The sequence below is a fragment of the Desulfuromonas carbonis genome (assembly GCF_054658035.1).
Genome location: NZ_BAAHXR010000003.1, coordinates 1242696 through 1258098, shown reverse-complemented (window position 1 = coordinate 1258098; position 15403 = coordinate 1242696). Strand labels below are relative to the sequence as shown.

The 15403-nt window shown below is 62.2% G+C and carries 14 protein-coding genes; 9 read left to right on the top strand and 5 right to left on the bottom strand.

Annotated elements, in window-relative coordinates:
- Positions 1-765: 765 nt before the first annotated feature.
- The 3 genes from ACYQ8E_RS12745 (at position 766) to tsaA (ending at position 2879) form a co-directional block, all read left to right on the top strand.
- On the top strand, positions 766-1383 hold the full coding sequence (locus ACYQ8E_RS12745; RefSeq protein ID WP_231875360.1) for an arylesterase: 618 nt from the start codon (positions 766-768) through the stop codon (positions 1381-1383).
- Between the two features lie 41 nt (positions 1384-1424).
- Positions 1425-2222, top strand: a complete 798-nt coding sequence (locus ACYQ8E_RS12740; protein ID WP_197463687.1) for a class I SAM-dependent methyltransferase — start codon at positions 1425-1427, stop codon at positions 2220-2222.
- Between the two features lie 135 nt (positions 2223-2357).
- A complete protein-coding gene (tsaA, locus tag ACYQ8E_RS12735) occupies positions 2358-2879 on the top strand; it encodes a tRNA (N6-threonylcarbamoyladenosine(37)-N6)-methyltransferase TrmO (RefSeq protein ID WP_066722749.1) in 522 nt (173 codons plus the stop codon).
- Positions 2880-2969: 90 nt separating this feature from the next.
- Here the strand turns inward: tsaA and ACYQ8E_RS12730 are convergent, their stop codons facing one another.
- Positions 2970-3497, bottom strand: coding sequence for a YIP1 family protein (locus tag ACYQ8E_RS12730; protein ID WP_066722748.1), 528 nt, complete (start codon positions 3495-3497; stop codon positions 2970-2972).
- 119 nt (positions 3498-3616) lie between these two features.
- Positions 3617-4429, bottom strand: a complete 813-nt coding sequence (locus tag ACYQ8E_RS12725) for an epoxyqueuosine reductase (RefSeq protein ID WP_066722746.1) — start codon at positions 4427-4429, stop codon at positions 3617-3619.
- Positions 4430-4664: 235 nt separating this feature from the next.
- On the opposite strand from ACYQ8E_RS12725, the gene ACYQ8E_RS12720 reads away from it, so the two are divergent.
- The 6 genes from ACYQ8E_RS12720 to ACYQ8E_RS12695 all read left to right on the top strand — a co-directional run bounded on the left by ACYQ8E_RS12720 (position 4665) and on the right by ACYQ8E_RS12695 (position 13149).
- Positions 4665-6806, top strand: coding sequence for a dihydrolipoyl dehydrogenase family protein (locus ACYQ8E_RS12720; protein WP_066722743.1), 2142 nt, complete (start codon positions 4665-4667; stop codon positions 6804-6806).
- A gap of 66 nt (positions 6807-6872) precedes the next feature.
- Positions 6873-7010, top strand: coding sequence for a hypothetical protein (locus ACYQ8E_RS12715; RefSeq protein ID WP_157471662.1), 138 nt, complete (start codon positions 6873-6875; stop codon positions 7008-7010).
- A gap of 114 nt (positions 7011-7124) precedes the next feature.
- Entirely contained in the window at positions 7125-7943 is an 819-nt protein-coding gene (locus ACYQ8E_RS12710) for a DUF547 domain-containing protein (RefSeq protein WP_157471660.1), read from the top strand.
- Between the two features lie 119 nt (positions 7944-8062).
- Positions 8063-9316 (top strand): bifunctional alpha/beta hydrolase/OsmC family protein, encoded by a 1254-nt coding sequence (locus tag ACYQ8E_RS12705; protein ID WP_066722737.1) that lies wholly within the window; start codon positions 8063-8065, stop codon positions 9314-9316.
- On the top strand, positions 9313-9564 hold the full coding sequence (grxC, locus tag ACYQ8E_RS12700; protein WP_066722734.1) for a glutaredoxin 3: 252 nt from the start codon (positions 9313-9315) through the stop codon (positions 9562-9564). Before ACYQ8E_RS12705 ends, grxC begins: the two co-directional genes overlap by 4 nt.
- 120 nt (positions 9565-9684) lie before the next feature.
- Positions 9685-13149 carry a class I SAM-dependent DNA methyltransferase gene (locus ACYQ8E_RS12695; protein WP_066722731.1) on the top strand — a complete coding sequence of 1155 codons (3465 nt, stop codon included), beginning with the start codon at positions 9685-9687 and terminating at the stop codon, positions 13147-13149.
- A gap of 418 nt (positions 13150-13567) precedes the next feature.
- Here the strand turns inward: ACYQ8E_RS12695 and ACYQ8E_RS12690 are convergent, their stop codons facing one another.
- Genes ACYQ8E_RS12690 through ACYQ8E_RS12680 form a run of 3 tightly spaced genes read right to left on the bottom strand, consistent with a single transcriptional unit; the run spans position 13568 to position 15372 of the window.
- Positions 13568-13861 carry a hypothetical protein gene (locus ACYQ8E_RS12690; RefSeq protein WP_459861062.1) on the bottom strand — a complete coding sequence of 98 codons (294 nt, stop codon included), beginning with the start codon at positions 13859-13861 and terminating at the stop codon, positions 13568-13570.
- Positions 13862-13879: 18 nt separating this feature from the next.
- Complete coding sequence (locus tag ACYQ8E_RS12685) at positions 13880-14401, bottom strand: glycine/sarcosine/betaine reductase selenoprotein B family protein (RefSeq protein WP_459861061.1); 522 nt, start codon at positions 14399-14401, stop codon at positions 13880-13882.
- Positions 14398-15372 (bottom strand): sulfurtransferase, encoded by a 975-nt coding sequence (locus ACYQ8E_RS12680; protein WP_066722722.1) that lies wholly within the window; start codon positions 15370-15372, stop codon positions 14398-14400. Before ACYQ8E_RS12680 ends, ACYQ8E_RS12685 begins: the two co-directional genes overlap by 4 nt.
- Between the last annotated feature and the right edge of the window lie 31 nt (positions 15373-15403).

Below are 15403 nucleotides of genomic sequence, written 5' to 3'. Positions count from 1 at the left end.
GGTTACGGTTTCAATCCCTGGTTGACAATTTCCATTCCAAAACTCAACGGGATGGGAACCTGTTTCCCAGGGGGGATGTTCACGAAGAGAATCTGCCCTTAATCACGGGGATACTCTCATTTGCCCTGGTGGCCGTTGCCATGTCCGCCATTATGGTGCCACAGACCCGGCGGCCGGGGGCACCCGGCCAGGGTTACCGTGACCAGGAGGAGAACGACCAATTTCAGCAAAAGAATTTTTTTCATCTGTCACCTTTCAGGTTGTCACTGAGCAACTTAAGTTAGGCTGCGTGAGGAAGAGACGCGCCGGTTGCTGAACGGCGGTATGTCCTTCTGGCGCGCAAACATTGAACTGGTCCAGAAGTATCGCAACGAACATGCCAGTGTCAGGCCCCGCCCTTCAGGGAAGTAAATAATTGATATTTTTATGAAAATTTGAAAACAAGGAGAGTGCAGGAAAAGAACCTGGCCGAGCAAGGCCGTACCATATGACGGATCTGCCAGGCGTGACGGATCGGGGGAGCGCTTTCATTGTGGTGATGAATCTGCCCCGAGATAAACAGGAGGCGGGTAACTCTTGTTTTGCTCTGGCCTCCGGGAATCCGGAGGCCGTATTCTGGGTAGAGTCCTCCAGGCTGCGGAAGCTCTCCCTGAAAATCCGCAGGCCGCCGAAAGACGGTCAGTCAACTAACCCGATCTAGCCCTCGGCCGATCGAATCCTTGCGGGGGATACCCCCCTCGGCAAAAATGCGCTATGCTTCCAACCATGTCGAAACTGCGCTTGCATATTCTCTTTACCCTGTTCTCCCTGCTGTTACTCCTCCCCGGTTGCGACGCCAAGCCGAAGATCCGCCCGCTGGCATCCGGCGCGACGATCCTCGCCTTTGGCGACAGCCTGACCCATGGCAACGGGGCAGGTGCCGGCGAGAGCTATCCGGCGCAACTCGAAGAATTGCTCGGGGTACGGGTGGTCAATGCCGGGGTGCCGGGAGAAGTGTCGACCGCCGGGGTCAACCGGTTGCCCGGGGTGCTGGAAACGGTGCAGCCGCAACTGGTGATCCTGATCCACGGCGGCAATGATTTCCTGCGCCGCCTCGACGTCGCGCAGACGAAGGAGAACCTGCGGGCGATGATTCTAGCCTGCCGACAGCAGGGTGCCGACGTCGTCCTCGCCGGAGTCCCGCAACTCGGCCTCTTCCTCGCGCCGGCTCCCTTTTACGCGGAACTCGCCAAAGAGTATCGGCTCCCCTATCTGGACGACACCCTCAGCGATATCCTGAAGGACAATCGCCTGAAGAGCGATGCCATCCATCCCAACGCCGCCGGCTACCGGCAACTCGCCACGGCGCTCGCCGAACTAATTCACGCCGCCGAGGGACGCTGACCTGTCATCTTATGTACTCTGGCCCGCATGGAGGAAAACCCTTGTACGATTTCAGCCGTTGCAAGCTCTGCGGGAAGGAGGCAGCCGCGCCAAAATACCGATTAAAAGAGATGACTGTGTACGCCTGCACTAACTGTGATTTCCACTTTATCGATGCCCTTGACGACCTTCCGACTGAAGAATCCAGGGAGTCCCTGCTGACAGGGAAAACTCGACAATTTATTTCCAGCAAGCTCCTCCAGAACAGCGCCCAACTGAAAATCAATCTGCAGTTTGTCAAAGCACATGTCGCTCTGGCAGGAAAACATTGTCTCGACATCGGCTCCGGGGCGGGAGTATTCCCCTCGTTGTTGCAAGAAGAGCAAGCAATTCCGGAAGGTATCGAACCCCAGCAGGTCTTCCGCGAATACGCACTGGAAAAATTCAAGCTCCTGTTGCGGGCTGAACTGGTCGACGACCCCTACTGGCAAAACGGATACGCCAGCTATTTTGAGATCATTACCCTCTGGGACACGCTGGAACACGTCAATTTCCCGGTTCAAACGATCGCGGCGGCCGCCAAACTGCTCAAACCGGGGGGCTATTTATTCCTCGACACCCCCGCACGTGATTCTTTTTTCTACCGGGTCAGTGAATGGTCCTATCGTTTGAGCAGGTCCGCTACCTCTCCGCTACTGGAAACCCTCTACTCCCCCAAACCATTTCGCCACAAACAGATTTTCACCAAAGCGCAGCTTTTGGCCCTGCTGAAAAGCGCCGGCTTTTCCAATATCGAGTTCTCAGCAATACACCGCGCCAGGAACAAGCTGGTTTTAGTCGCACGAAAAACAGACCATTAAGAGACACCCTCTAGCGATATCCTGAAAGACAATCGTCTGAAGTGCGCTGCCATCCATCCCAGCGCCGCCGGCTACCGGCAACTCGCCGCGGTGCTCGCGAGGCTGATTCGCGCCGCTGAGGAGGACTGACCCGCCGTGGAAAACCAAGCCGCTACTTTCAGCTATCGTCCCATCGGCATCCTGCACTCCCCCTATCACCGCCGCATCGACGCCCCCCACCAGGGGACGGTGGTGGCCGGGACGGTGGACGGGGCGGCGGCGAACGCCACCCTGGAGCTGGCGGATTGGCTCGACGACAAGGTGCTGCAGGATCTGGATGGCTTCGACCGGCTCTGGCTCATCTATTCCTTTCACCGCAGCGAAGGGTGGCGCAGCACCATCAAGCCGCCGCGCGGCGGACCGAAGCGGGGCGTTCTCGCCACCCGCTCCCCGCACCGGCCCAACCCGATCGGCCTGTCGGCGGTGGAACTGGTGCGGATCGAAGGGCGGACGCTGCACCTGCGCGGCGTCGACCTGCTCGACGGCACCCCGGTCCTCGATATCAAACCCTACGTCCCTTACGCCGATGCCTTTCCCGAGGCCAGGGCCGGCTGGGTCGATGAGCTGGATGCAAGGCTGGGGAGTCAATCGGCGCCGGGACCGCGACGGCCACGGTAGCTGAAATTGGCAGGCGTGAATCGAAAGGGGGAGAGGCTGCTTTGCAAAAAAAGCAGCCTCTCCCCGTTCTGCTCTGAGCGACCTATACGCTCAGCTGCCCCCGCCACCCAGCAACGCGAACAGGAGCAGCAGGATGAGGGTCTGAACGACCCAGCCGATCGCGCACACGCCCACAGCCCGCAGAGTGCTGGTGTAATCGAGCGCCTGCCGGACCGCGATAACCATGGCAACTAGCATCCAGATGGCTGCCAGGGTAAAAACGATCGGCCCCAGTCCCGGGATGATCCCCAGTACCCGGATCATGCCGGGAGAACTCGAAAATCCGGTGGTGCGCAGCATTTGACCGAGATCGGCTTCGGTTTGCGGCTCGGCGAGAAACCGGGTGCCGATGAAGTAGGTGAGCCAGGCCCAGATATACCAGCTACCCAAGGCGGCAAGGGTGCCAAGCAGAATCCCGGCCAGTCCCAGGTTGGCGACACTTCCGATTCCGGCCGCCAGACTGGAAAGGACAACCACCCCCAGGGCCTGAGGCATTGCACCCCGGTCGGCTTCGACCTCTTCATAGAGGGGAACGTCCAGCTTCGCCGCCCGCAGCATCCGCGTCATGAAAATGCTCATCGTTGCTCCTTTGGTTGTGGGGTAAAAGGGCCGGAATTAATTTTTCTGCAAAAGTGCCTACTGAGCTATCTTCTCTCACGACATCATCCCTCCCGCAACCTCATACGATCAACCATCACCTACCCCGCCCCCCGTGGAATTCGCCCCTCACAGGGGACTTTGGTCTGGCAAAGGCCGCAGCCGGTCGCTTTGATGTCGTAACTGGCCGCAACGGCCTCGGGAACAGTTCCGTAAACGTAGTCGCGGCAGAGGAACTTGTCATGGCCGCTATCGGAGAGGGCGCCGACCGGGCAGCGGGCGATGCAGGCGCCGCAGCTGCCGTCGACAAAGCGCAGGCAGTAGCCGCGAAAGTCGGAATAAGGGCGCGGGGTGGACGGCAGCGGGGCGTCGGTGACGATGCTGCCGAGACGGTGGGCGATCCCCTTGGCGGTGATCAGGCCGTCGTTGAGGCTGAAGGTGCCGAGGCCGGCGGCGAAGGCGGCGTGGCGTTCGGACCAGTTGGAGGAAGGACCGGATCCTTCCACCTCGACTGCCTGCCAGAGCGGAGAGAGCTGGGTGGCGACGGCCCGGAATCCCCGCGCCGTCAGCAACTCGACCAGGTGACGGCGCAACAGGACGTTAAACGCCTCGCCGCGGTCGCGGGTTCGGGCCCAGGCCCGGGAGGGATACTGCTGCTCGCGACGGTTACCGAGGCGGGTTGTTTCCACCACCGGCAGCACCCAGCAGAGGACCGCCGTGGCGCCGGGCAGCAGCCCGTCGGGGGTGAGGTGGAAATCGCCGACTATCTCTTTGTACTGGACGAAGAGCGAATCGGCGGCAGCTGCGACGCCAACCAGCGGTGCCTCAAAATAGGGGGTGACCCCGTCCTCCTGAAGGTTGGCGGGGTGCTCACGGACGAAACGTTCAATCTCGGCAATCAGCTGTTGCAGCATTGTCGGCACCTCCGTTGCGGCTGGTCGCGAGCGGGCTGACCGCCCCGCGCAGACCAGATGTACCACGATTCCATCCCTGCGGGCCAGCGCCAAGCTTTCCCCCGCCCCTTCGACCGGCGCTTTCTTTCGTAGCACTTCTGGACTTGCACCACGGTCGCAAGTACCTTTAATGTGTAAGCAAGAGACCGATCTGCCGTCGTAGCTGCCGACACCTCACCAGGAGACTCGACCCGCCATGTCCAGCCGCTGGGAAAAAGGGCTCATCTTCCTCGTCATTGCCGTGCTGGTCGGCCTCTTCTTCACCTTCGACCTGCAGCGTTTCCTGACCCTGGCCGAGCTGAAAGCGCGCCAGGAGGCGTTTCAGAACTACTATGCCGTCCATCGGTTGCTGACTCTCGGCTTCTATTTTTTCATCTACGTGGCGGTCACCGCCCTGTCGCTGCCGGGGGCGGCGGTGATGACCCTGGCCGGCGGTGCCCTGTTCGGCTTCTGGCCGGCGCTGGTCGTCGTCTCCTTCGCCAGCACCATCGGCGCCACCCTCGCCTTCCTGGTCAGCCGTTTTCTGCTGCGCGACTGGGTGCAGGCGCGCTTCGGCGAACGCCTCCAGGCGGTCAACGCCGGCATCGAGCGGGAGGGGGCTTTCTACCTCTTTTCGCTGCGGCTGGTCCCCCTCTTCCCCTTCTTCGTCATCAACCTGCTGCTGGGGCTGACCCCGATGCGCACGCGCACCTTTTACTGGGTGAGCCAGCTCGGCATGCTCGCCGGCACCGCGGTCTACGTCAACGCCGGCACCCAGCTCGGCCGCATCGACAGCCTTTCCGGCATCCTCTCCCCTGGGCTACTCCTTTCCTTCGTCCTGCTCGGTCTCTTCCCGCTGCTGGCGAAGAAGGGGCTCGACCTCGCCAAGACGCGCAGGGCCCTAGCCGCCTTCCCCAAACCGAAACGCTTCGACTACAACCTGGTGGTGATCGGTGCCGGCAGCGCCGGGCTGGTCTCCGCCTACATCGCCGCGGCGGTGAAGGCGAAGGTGGCGCTGATCGAGAAGCACAGGATGGGCGGCGACTGCCTCAACACCGGCTGCGTGCCGAGCAAGGCGCTGATCCGCTCGGCAAAGATGCTCGCCTACGGTCGCCGGGCGCAGGAGTTCGGCTTTGAGCGGACCAGCACCGACTTCGACTTCGGCGCAGTGATGGAGCGGGTGCAGCGGGTCGTTGCCAAGGTCGCGCCCCACGACTCGGTGGCGCGCTACACCGAGCTCGGTGTCGAGTGTATCGAGGGCGCGGCGCGCATCACCTCTCCCTACTCGGTCGAGGTGGATGGCCGCATCCTGACGACGCGCAGCATCATCGTCGCCACCGGCGCGACCCCCTTTGTGCCGCCGATCCCCGGGCTCGACCAGGTTGATTACCTGACTTCCGACAACCTCTGGCAGCTGCGGGAACTGCCGCAGCGGCTGGTGGTGCTCGGCGGCGGCCCGATCGGCTGCGAAATGACCCAGGCCTTTGCCCGCTTTGGCACCCGGGTGACCCAGGTCGAAATGGCGCCGCGGCTCATGGGCCGCGAGGATGACGACGTCGCCGCCTTCATCCGCAGCCGCTTTGAGGCGGAAGGGGTGCGGGTGGTTACCGGACACGCGGCCAAGGCAGTGGAAGTCCGCGACGACGACAAGGTCCTGGTCTGCGACCACCATGGCGAGCGGGTCGAGATCGGCTTCGACGCCATCCTCGTCGCCGTCGGTCGCCGCGCCCACACCTGCGGCTTCGGCCTTGAAGAGCTTGGCGTCACCATCAGCCCGCGCGGCACCATCGCCACCGACCCCTTCCTGCGCACCAACTTCCCCAACATCCTCTGCGCCGGGGATGTTGCCGGACCCTATCAATTCACCCATACCGCCGCACACCAGGCCTGGTACGCCGCGGTCAACGCGCTTTTCAGTCCCTTCAAGACCTTCCGCGCCGACTACCGGGTCATCCCCTGGAGCACCTTTACCGACCCGGAGGTCGCCCGCGTCGGCCTGAACGAGACCGAGGCCAGGGAACAGAAGCTCGGCTTCGAAGTGACCCGCTACGAGCTGAGCGAGCTCGACCGGGCGATTGTCGAGGGAGAGGAGGAGGGGTGGATCAAGGTCATCACTCCGACCGGCAAGGATACGATTCTCGGTGCCACCATTGTCGGCCCCCACGCCGGCGACCTCCTCGCCGAATTCACCCTCGCCATGAAGCACGGCATCGGCCTCAACAAGATTCTCGGCACCATCCACCCCTATCCGACCCTGGCCGAAGCGAACAAGGCCGCGGCCGGGGCATGGAAACGCGCCCATGTGCCGGAGCGGCTACTACAATGGGTGGAAAGGTTCCATACCTGGCGCCGCGGCTGATTGCAGTGCCAGCAAGGCCCCGGGTCGGATCCGGCCCGGGAATTTACCCACGAAGGAGATGAGATCATGAAAAAACTGAGCGTTCTTATCGTCACCGCCCTTTTCGCTCTCAGCCTCGGCGGCTGTGCCGCCCATAGCGGTGCCAAGCAGATGGTCAAATGCCCGGCGTGCGGCTATGAATTCCAGGTGCCGGCAACCCAGTAACTAGTGCCAGCCCCGGCTGCGGCCGGCTCCCGCCTCCGGCAGGAGACCGGCCGCAGTCCTTTGCGGGGGGAACGGAACCCCCGCCGTCGCCAGAGGAATGAGAAAATGGGGAAAATGAAAACCTTATGCCTCGCATCCCTGATCGGGCTCGGCCTGCTCCTCGCCGGGCCGGCCAAGGCGGCGCCAAAGCCCGAGTTCTGGCCGATCTGGCAGGGGAGCGCCCCGCAGAGTACCCAGCAGGTCGACCATGGGGCCTGGGCGCGTTTCCTGGCGCGCTACCTGGTACCCGGCCAGGCCGGGGAACCCAACCTGGTCCGCTACGGCGCCGTCAGCGCCGCCGACCGGGCTGCCCTGCAGGGCTACCTCGACAGCCTCGCTGTCGTTGCGGTCACCGGACTGAACCGCGCCGAGCAGAAAGCCTACTGGATCAACCTCTACAACGCCCTGACGGTGATGACCATCCTCGACCATTACCCGGTCGCCAGCATCCGCAACATTAAATCGGGCTGGTTCAGTCCCGGACCCTGGGATCTGAAGCTGATCAAGGTCGATGGCAGCGAGCTCTCGCTCAACGACATCGAGCACCGTATCCTGCGGCCGATCTGGCACGACAACCGCATCCATTATGCCGTCAACTGCGCCAGCCTCGGCTGCCCCAACCTGCAACCGGAACCCTTCACCGCGGCCAACAGCGAAGAGCTCCTCGAGCGGGGGGCACGGGAATATGTCAACAGTCGACGCGGAGCACATTTTAACGGCGCCACCCTGGTCCTTTCCAGCATCTACGACTGGTACCAGGCCGATTTCGGCGGCAGCGAAACCGGGGTACTGAGTCACCTGCAGCACTACGCCGACCCGGCTTTGGCTGCGAGGCTGAACGGCTTCCAGGGGGATGCCGGTTATGCTTATGATTGGCGTCTGAACGCCCCCTAGGGAATCGCGATCTTCACGGAGTATTCAGCCCGGGGATACTTCCGCCCCTCGCCGCTGCCGCGGTCTGGACCTGCCCCGTCAACTCAGGCGGTGGAAGGTAAATCGCTCAAGGAGTCCGCATGAAACAGCAAAAGGTCAGCTTTCCCAACCAGGATGGGCTCGCTCTCGCCGCTCTCCTCGACCTGCCGGAGGATGAAGCGCCCCTTGCCTTCGCGATCTTCGCCCACTGCTTCACCTGTACCAAGCAGAGCGCCGCCGCCGGCCGCATCTCCCGCGCCCTGAGCCAGCAGCGGATCGCGGTGCTGCGCTTCGATTTTACCGGCCTCGGCGAAAGCGCCGGCGACTTTGCCAGCACCACCTTTTCCCACAATGTCGCCGACCTGGTCGCCGCCGCCCGCTACCTGGAGGAGACCTTTACCGCGCCGCAGATCCTGATCGGCCATTCCCTCGGCGGCGCCGCCGTGCTCCAGGCGGCGTCGCGCATCGCCACGGTGCGGGCGGTGGTGACGCTCGCCGCCCCCTGTCATCCCGACCATCTCCTCAAGCTGCTTGGCGATTCCCGTGCCGCCATCGAGCGCCAGGGTCAGGCCACCGTCGACATCGGCGGCCGCCCCTTCACCCTCGGCAAGGAGTTCGTCGATGACCTGCTGGCCCAGGAGCCGCTGACGGCGATCGGCCGGCTTAAAGTTGCGCTGCTGGTGATGCATTCCCCCCAGGACAAGATCGTCGGCATCGACCATGCCGCCGCCATCTACCGGGCCGCCAGACACCCGAAGAGCTTCATTTCCCTCGATCCGGCCGATCATCTCCTCTCCCGGGCGGAAGATTCCCGCTTTGCCGCCGCCATGATCGGGGTCTGGGTGCGGCGCTTCCTCGATTCCGACGAAAACGCCACCACCGATCCGGAGATCAGCGACAACCGGGTGACGGCGCGCACCGGCGCCGAGGGGTTTCGCACCGACGTCTTCGTCAACGGCCACGCCCTGGTCGCCGACGAGCCGGAAGCTTTTGGCGGGACCAACCAGGGCCCCTCCCCCTACGACTATCTACAGGTCGCCCTCGGTGCCTGCACCGGCATGACGGTGCAGATGTACGCCGCGCGCAAGAAGTGGCCGCTGGAATCGGTGGTGGTTCGTTTGCGGCACGAGAAAATTCATGCGCAGGATTGTGCTGACTGCGATGACCCGGCGCATCGTATCGACCACCTCGAGCGGGAGTTGGAGATTCATGGCGCGTTGAATCAGGAGCAGCGAGAGCGCCTGCTGGAGATCTCCGAGAAATGTCCTGTGCATCGTACCCTGCACGGCGAGGTGAAAATTTCGACGCGACTGCGCGAAGCCTCGTCCCGATCCTCGGCAAGGAGTTCGTCATGAAAACCGTGGAAATCTATACCAAGGATTACTGTCCCTACTGCCACCGCGCCAAGGAATTGCTGCAGAAAAAAGGGGTGAACTTCGTCGAATATGATGTGACCCATGATGCCGCCAGGGAAGAGGAGATGCGTCGACGCTCGGGGCGCGCCACCGTGCCGGAGATCTTTGTCGATGGGGAACTGATCGGTGGCTGTGACGATCTTTTTGCGCTGGACGCCAAAGGGGCGCTGGACGCAAGGCTCGGATAAACTCCACGCTCCTGTCGGCCCGCCCGCACGACGTCGATGCATCACCTGAAAACCTCTGGACGAATCGGCCGCCCGTGGCTATTCTAGGATGTCTTTTTTGCCATGCCTGTCGGGGGGAACATGTCCGAGGAACGCACCAACTACGTCCGGGCGCACGCCAGCATCGACGCCTTCATCACCGCCTGGAAAGCGTCCGGCGGTGCCGAGCGCGCCAACTACCAGCTCTTCCTCACCGAACTCTGTCACCAGCTCGACGCTCCCCTACCGGAACCGACCCGGCCCGACGACAGCGAAAACGCCTACGTCTTCGAACGCACCGTCACCCTCCAGCACGGCGACGGCAACACCTCCCCCAACTACATCGACCTCTACAAGCGCGGCTGCTTCGTCCTCGAAGCCAAACAGGGGAGCGACAAGCAGGAACCTGCGCAGTTCAAGGAGACGGAGAAGAAGTACAAGACCGGCACCGCCAGGCGCGGCACCCAAGGGTGGGACCGGGCGATGCAGGCGGCCAAGAACCAGGCCGAACGCTATGCCAAGGCCCTGCCGACAGGCGAGGGGTGGCCGCCGTTCCTGCTGGTGGTTGACGTTGGCCACAGCATCGAACTCTACAGCGAGTTTTCCTGCACCGGCAAAGCCTACCTCCCCTTCCCCGACCCCCGTTCCCACCGCATCCATATCGGCGATCTGGCCCGCCCCGAGGTGCGGGAGTTGCTGCGGAGTATCTGGACCGACCCGCACAGCCTCGACCCGGCGAAACGCTCCGCCAAGGTCACCCGCGAGGTGGCTGACAAGCTGGCCCGGCTGGCGAAGTCGCTGGAGGCGGCCGGGCACTCTTCGGAAAAGGTCGGCAACTTCCTCAAGCGCAGCCTGTTCACCATGTTCGCCGAGGACATCGGCCTGATCCCCAACAACAGTTACACCGAGCTGCTGACGAGCCTGCGCGGCAGTACCGACAAGTACGTGCCGATGGTCGAAAGCCTCTGGCAGACCATGAAGGACGGCGGTTTCTCCCCGGTACTGCGCGAGAAACTGCTGCGCTTCAACGGCGGCCTGTTCGAGGGGTCCGAGGCACTTCCCCTCAACGAGGACCAGCTGGAGATGCTGATCCAGGCCGGCAAGGCCGACTGGAAGGACGTCGAGCCGGCGATTTTCGGCACCCTGCTGGAGCGAGCCCTCAACCCGACCGAACGTCACCACCTCGGAGCCCACTACACCCCCCGCGAGTACGTCGAGCGGCTGGTGCTGCCGACCGTGGTCGAGCCGCTGCGCGTCGACTGGGAGGCGGTTCTCGCCGCCGCCGTCGCCCTCGACACCCAGGGCAAGCGCGACGAGGCCGTGGCCCAGCTTCAGGCCTTTCACCATCACCTCTGCGGCGTCCGTGTCCTCGATCCGGCCTGCGGCAGCGGCAATTTCCTCTATGTCACCTTCGAGCACCTCAAGCGCCTGGAGGGGGAAGTCCTCGACGCGCTGGAGGGGTTCGGTGAGACGCAGGAACTGATGGGCCTGGCGGGGACCACCGTCGACCCGCACCAACTTCTCGGCATCGAGGTCAACCCGAGGGCAGCGGCCATCACCGACATGGTACTCTGGATCGGCTACCTCCAGTGGCACTACCGCACCCGGGGGGACGTCCAACCTCCCGAGCCGGTCATCAAGAAGTTCCGCAACATCGAGTGCCGCGACGCCGTGCTCAGCTGGGAGCGCACCGAACCGGTAGTCGACGAGGATGGCACCCCCGTCACCCGCTGGGACGGCGTGACCACCAAGACCCACCCCGTCACCGGCGAACAGGTCCCCGACGACACCTCCCGGGTGCCGCTGCTGCGTTACGTCAACCCGCGCAAAGCCGAGTGGCCCGATGCCGACTTCGTAGTGGGGAATCCGCCGTTCCTAGGGAAGCAGAACATTCGCCCTGCTTTGGGTGACAGCTACGTTGAGACACTGCGCAATGTATGGCTTGACGTACCCGACTCGGTCGACTTCGTCATGTACTGGTGGCACAAAGCTGCAGAGTTGGCGCGACTTGGCAAGCTCCGACGCTTTGGCTTCATCACTACCAACAGCCTTACACAGAAATTCAACCGCAAGGTGGTAGAAACACACCTTATAGCCGTACCCTCGCTGTCCTTGGCCTTTGCCATCCCCGATCATCCATGGGTCGACTCCGCCGACGGAGCCGCCGTCAGGATTGCCATGACCGTCGGGAGACCTGCTAAGGATGGTGACGAAGGTCGGCTGGTCACAGTGGCCGCCGAAAGAGGGAGCGATGGGGAAGGAATTGCTGTTGACTTGATAACGCGGCAGGGTGTTTTGCACGCCGACCTTCGGGTTGGTGCCAACGTGGCAAGTGCTCAGCCGCTCCTGGCGAATAGCCAAATTTCCGGCACGGGTTACATTCTGGGGGGCCGGGGTTTTGTTTTGACGGCTGAAGAAGCGGATCGCCTCAGGCATCAAGGCGCCGAAACCGCTCGACTAATTTTCCCATTATCCAATGGGGATGACATCGTGGGGAAGGCGCGACATTTTCATGTCATCGATGCCCACGGCCTTACCGAGGAACAATTACGGCGTGAGACCCCAGGCCTTTGGCAGCGTCTTTATGAGAGGGTATATCCTGAGCGGCAAATCAACCGGGATCCGAAGTTGCGTGCTAATTGGTGGCTCTTCCGACGCAGCAACGAGCTGATTCGCTCCGCGACTGCGGGCCTGCATCGGTTTGTGGTCACCCCGGAAACCGCTAAACACAGGATATTTTCTATCATCAATGCGGGTAGCAGACCGGAACACAAGCTCATCTGTATCGCCACCGACAGCGCCTACCACCTTGGCGTACTATCAAGTCGCGCTCATGTCACCTGGGCTCTGGCAGCGGGTGGACGCCTTGGCGTTGGCAATGATCCTGTTTACAGCAAGACCCGCTGCTTCGAGCCTTTCCCGTTCCCCGTCTGCAGCGACACCCAGCAGCAACGCATCCGCGACCTGGCCGAACAACTCGACTCCCACCGCAAGCGCCAGCAGGAGCAGCACCCCGACCTGACCCTGACCGGCATGTACAACGTGCTGGAGAAGCTGCGGAGCGGAGCGGAATTGACCGCCAAGGAGAAGGTCATCCACGAGCAGGGGCTGGTATCGGTGCTGCGGCAGCTGCACGACGAACTCGACGCGGCCGTGGCCGATGCCTACGGCTGGCCGGCCGACCTCACCGACGAGGCGATCCTGGAACGGCTGGTGGCGCTCAACAAGGAGCGAACCGGGGAGGAGGAGCAGGGACTGGTGCGCTGGCTGCGCCCCGAGTACCAGAACCCCTCCGGGAGGATGGGAGAGTCGCAGGGGAAACTGCCCGGCAGCGAGGAGACCGCCGCACCCGTCGCCGCCAAGGAGAAGCCGGTCTGGCCCAAGACCCTCCCCGAGCAGGTCGCCGCCGTCCGTGCCGCCCTCACCCAGCGCAGCGTACCGACAACGGCCCTGCAACTCAAGGAGGCCTTCAAGCACGCCCGCGAGCCCAAGGTCCAGGAAATCCTCACCGCCCTCGCCTCCATCGGCCAGGCCCGTGAGGTGGGACCGGGGGCGTACACGGCCTGAAAGACGGGCACGCAGAAACCAACCCCGTCGCGCCCCTTTGCATCGACTGCGCCTCCTGATGTGCAAAAGGGCAAAGAAAGCGTGCCTGGTCCGGTATCAAAAAGGCCTTGATAAATTCAAGGTCGGAATTCTTTGCTCTGCTCAGCTTGCTGTGCGCGGGGGTTAACAAGGTGATGTTCAAACGCCACGCGACCAAGGGCCGCTCGCGTGGCGTTTATCTTAGGTGCAGTCTCTGGTGTGGTTTCCAAAGCTGCTCTGAAAGTGGGCACTTCGCTCCAGCGCGAGAAGCGTTTCCGAATCACCGGCAAGAAATCCGTCCAGCCGGGGAGCTGCTGTTTTGATCGTCAACTTCCGGCTGCTGTCTCGGGTGTAAGTAACGCATTAAGCTGTCGGTTTTGTGGCGGATGAGGGTCCTTGATTATTCAAACTCACTGTTTGCCGGCGGACGATACTGCTTATAGTCTTCCCGCCGCCAGCGAAACGGCAGGTCAATGATGGTCCCCGGCTCGCGAATCTGGTAAAGGGCTCTTAGCGTTTCCAGGACCACCGCTTTTTGCTGTGTGCTGTTGCCCGGCTCGCCGACCGGATGTCCGAACGGCCAGCGCAGGAAGACGGTTCGCGGCGGTTTTACCTTCTCCGAGTACTCACGCACGATCGAGATTCCCACCGTGGCCAGGCCGGCCTTTTCAATCTCTCTCTGGATCAATCCCACGGATTGATTGCAGATCCCTCAGGCCGGTGTCAAAAGCACCAGGTCGACCTGATCCGCCTTCAGTCGTGCCGCAACGTCCCGGGCGGTTTTCTCCACCAGCGTCGCTATGTGTCGTCCATCGATGTGTCCCATGAAAGCGTAATGGACTTTGGCCAGCTGACCGAGGGTGCCATCGACCTCCAGTTCCTGCAATCGATCCAGGGGCAGGATGATATTGGGGTCCTTGTGCGCGTCGCTGTGGTCGTAATAATCGTGGGTGATCTTGAAATCGTTAAACAGCCGGTCGCCGTCCAGAACGCGATAGCTCGGATCCCCCTCCTGGTCACGCATGTCAAAGGGGATCTGGTCGCGATGATGAATGCCGGAGGTCGTCACCAGGGCCAGTTTGGCTTGCCGCAATGGTTTTGCCGGCCTCGTCCAGGGGATATCCCCGGACGTTTCGCGCGGCTGATAGGCCGCGACAAACCGGCGCCCCAGTTTCGGCGACCAGGAAATCAGCCGCGCCAGAAGGCGATTCTTCAAGCGTGTGAGTGAGCTCATTGCGCCACCTGTCTGTCGGAAGAAGTGAACCTGTCGAGCGAAGCCAGACCCGGGCTGACGGGAATGGATGCGTTCAGCTGGCCCTTGGCGTCGATAATCGGCAAAGTTTTGTTGTTCGCCCATTCAATCCAGGAGCCGTCGTAGTTTTTGACCTGCTGGTAGCCAAGGCCGAGCAGCACCAGGGTCGCATAGGAGGAGCGTATCCCGGTCTGGCAATGAGCAATCACCTCTTTATCCGGGGTCACGCCGTGGGACAGCAGCAAGGCATTGATCTCTTCCGGACTTTTCAGAACCTTGACCCCATTGACCTCTTTCTGCAGATTCGTCCAGTTCAGGTGGATGGCCCCGGGAATATGTCCGCCTCGATCAGCGCGCACATCCGTGCCGGCAAACTCGCCGTCGCTGCGCGTGTCCCAGACAACGGCGTCGGGGGTCTCAAGGCGGGTATAGAGATAATCCGCATCGGCACGCGCCTCCAGGTAGTCGCCATCAACCGCGAACGCATAGTTGCTTGCCTCTGGCGTCTTGGTGGGGAGCAGGCTGATGTTGCGGCCTTCCATGGACCACTTGTCGTAGCCACCATCGAGCACAAATGCTTTTTGATGCCCGTGGTAACGCAGGGTCCAGACCAGTCGAGCCGCATAGGGGTTGTCATCCTCCGCGTAGACAACCACCGTGCTGGCAGTGGTCAACCCCAGAGAGCTCATCAAATTCTGGAAAGCAGCCGCTGTCGGAACCAGACTTTTCACCTCGTTGCGGGTCTCCAGAAAGCGCTCTTTTTCGACATTGAGCGCTCCGTCGATATGACCCAGCCAATAGAGCGGCGCCTTGCGCACATCCAGCACTACGACATGGTCTCTGTTCGCTGCCAGCCATTGCGTGTCGACGAAATAATCCTCCAGGGCAGCCTGGCTGACTCCGGGCAACAGCGCGAATAGAAATATCAGTAGGCCGAGCTTGTAGGCTTTCATAAAAAGATCCTCCGAAATTTGACTTGTTTTG

Bases quoted from the DNA above. Each gene is read 5' to 3' on its own strand.
- ACYQ8E_RS12730 (WP_066722748.1), bottom strand. From the start codon at position 3,497: ATGAGCATTTTCATGACGCGGATGCTGCGGGCGGCGAAGCTGGACGTT.
- ACYQ8E_RS12695 (WP_066722731.1), top strand. From the start codon at position 9,685: ATGTCCGAGGAACGCACCAACTACGTCCGGGCGCACGCCAGCATCGAC.
- ACYQ8E_RS12685 (WP_459861061.1), bottom strand. From the start codon at position 14,401: ATGAGCTCACTCACACGCTTGAAGAATCGCCTTCTGGCGCGGCTGATT.
- grxC (WP_066722734.1), top strand. From the start codon at position 9,313: ATGAAAACCGTGGAAATCTATACCAAGGATTACTGTCCCTACTGCCAC.
- ACYQ8E_RS12680 (WP_066722722.1), bottom strand. From the start codon at position 15,372: ATGAAAGCCTACAAGCTCGGCCTACTGATATTTCTATTCGCGCTGTTG.
- ACYQ8E_RS12710 (WP_157471660.1), top strand. From the start codon at position 7,125: ATGAAAACCTTATGCCTCGCATCCCTGATCGGGCTCGGCCTGCTCCTC.
- ACYQ8E_RS12725 (WP_066722746.1), bottom strand. From the start codon at position 4,429: ATGCTGCAACAGCTGATTGCCGAGATTGAACGTTTCGTCCGTGAGCAC.
- ACYQ8E_RS12705 (WP_066722737.1), top strand. From the start codon at position 8,063: ATGAAACAGCAAAAGGTCAGCTTTCCCAACCAGGATGGGCTCGCTCTC.
- ACYQ8E_RS12745 (WP_231875360.1), top strand. From the start codon at position 766: ATGTCGAAACTGCGCTTGCATATTCTCTTTACCCTGTTCTCCCTGCTG.
- ACYQ8E_RS12720 (WP_066722743.1), top strand. From the start codon at position 4,665: ATGTCCAGCCGCTGGGAAAAAGGGCTCATCTTCCTCGTCATTGCCGTG.
- ACYQ8E_RS12715 (WP_157471662.1), top strand. From the start codon at position 6,873: ATGAAAAAACTGAGCGTTCTTATCGTCACCGCCCTTTTCGCTCTCAGC.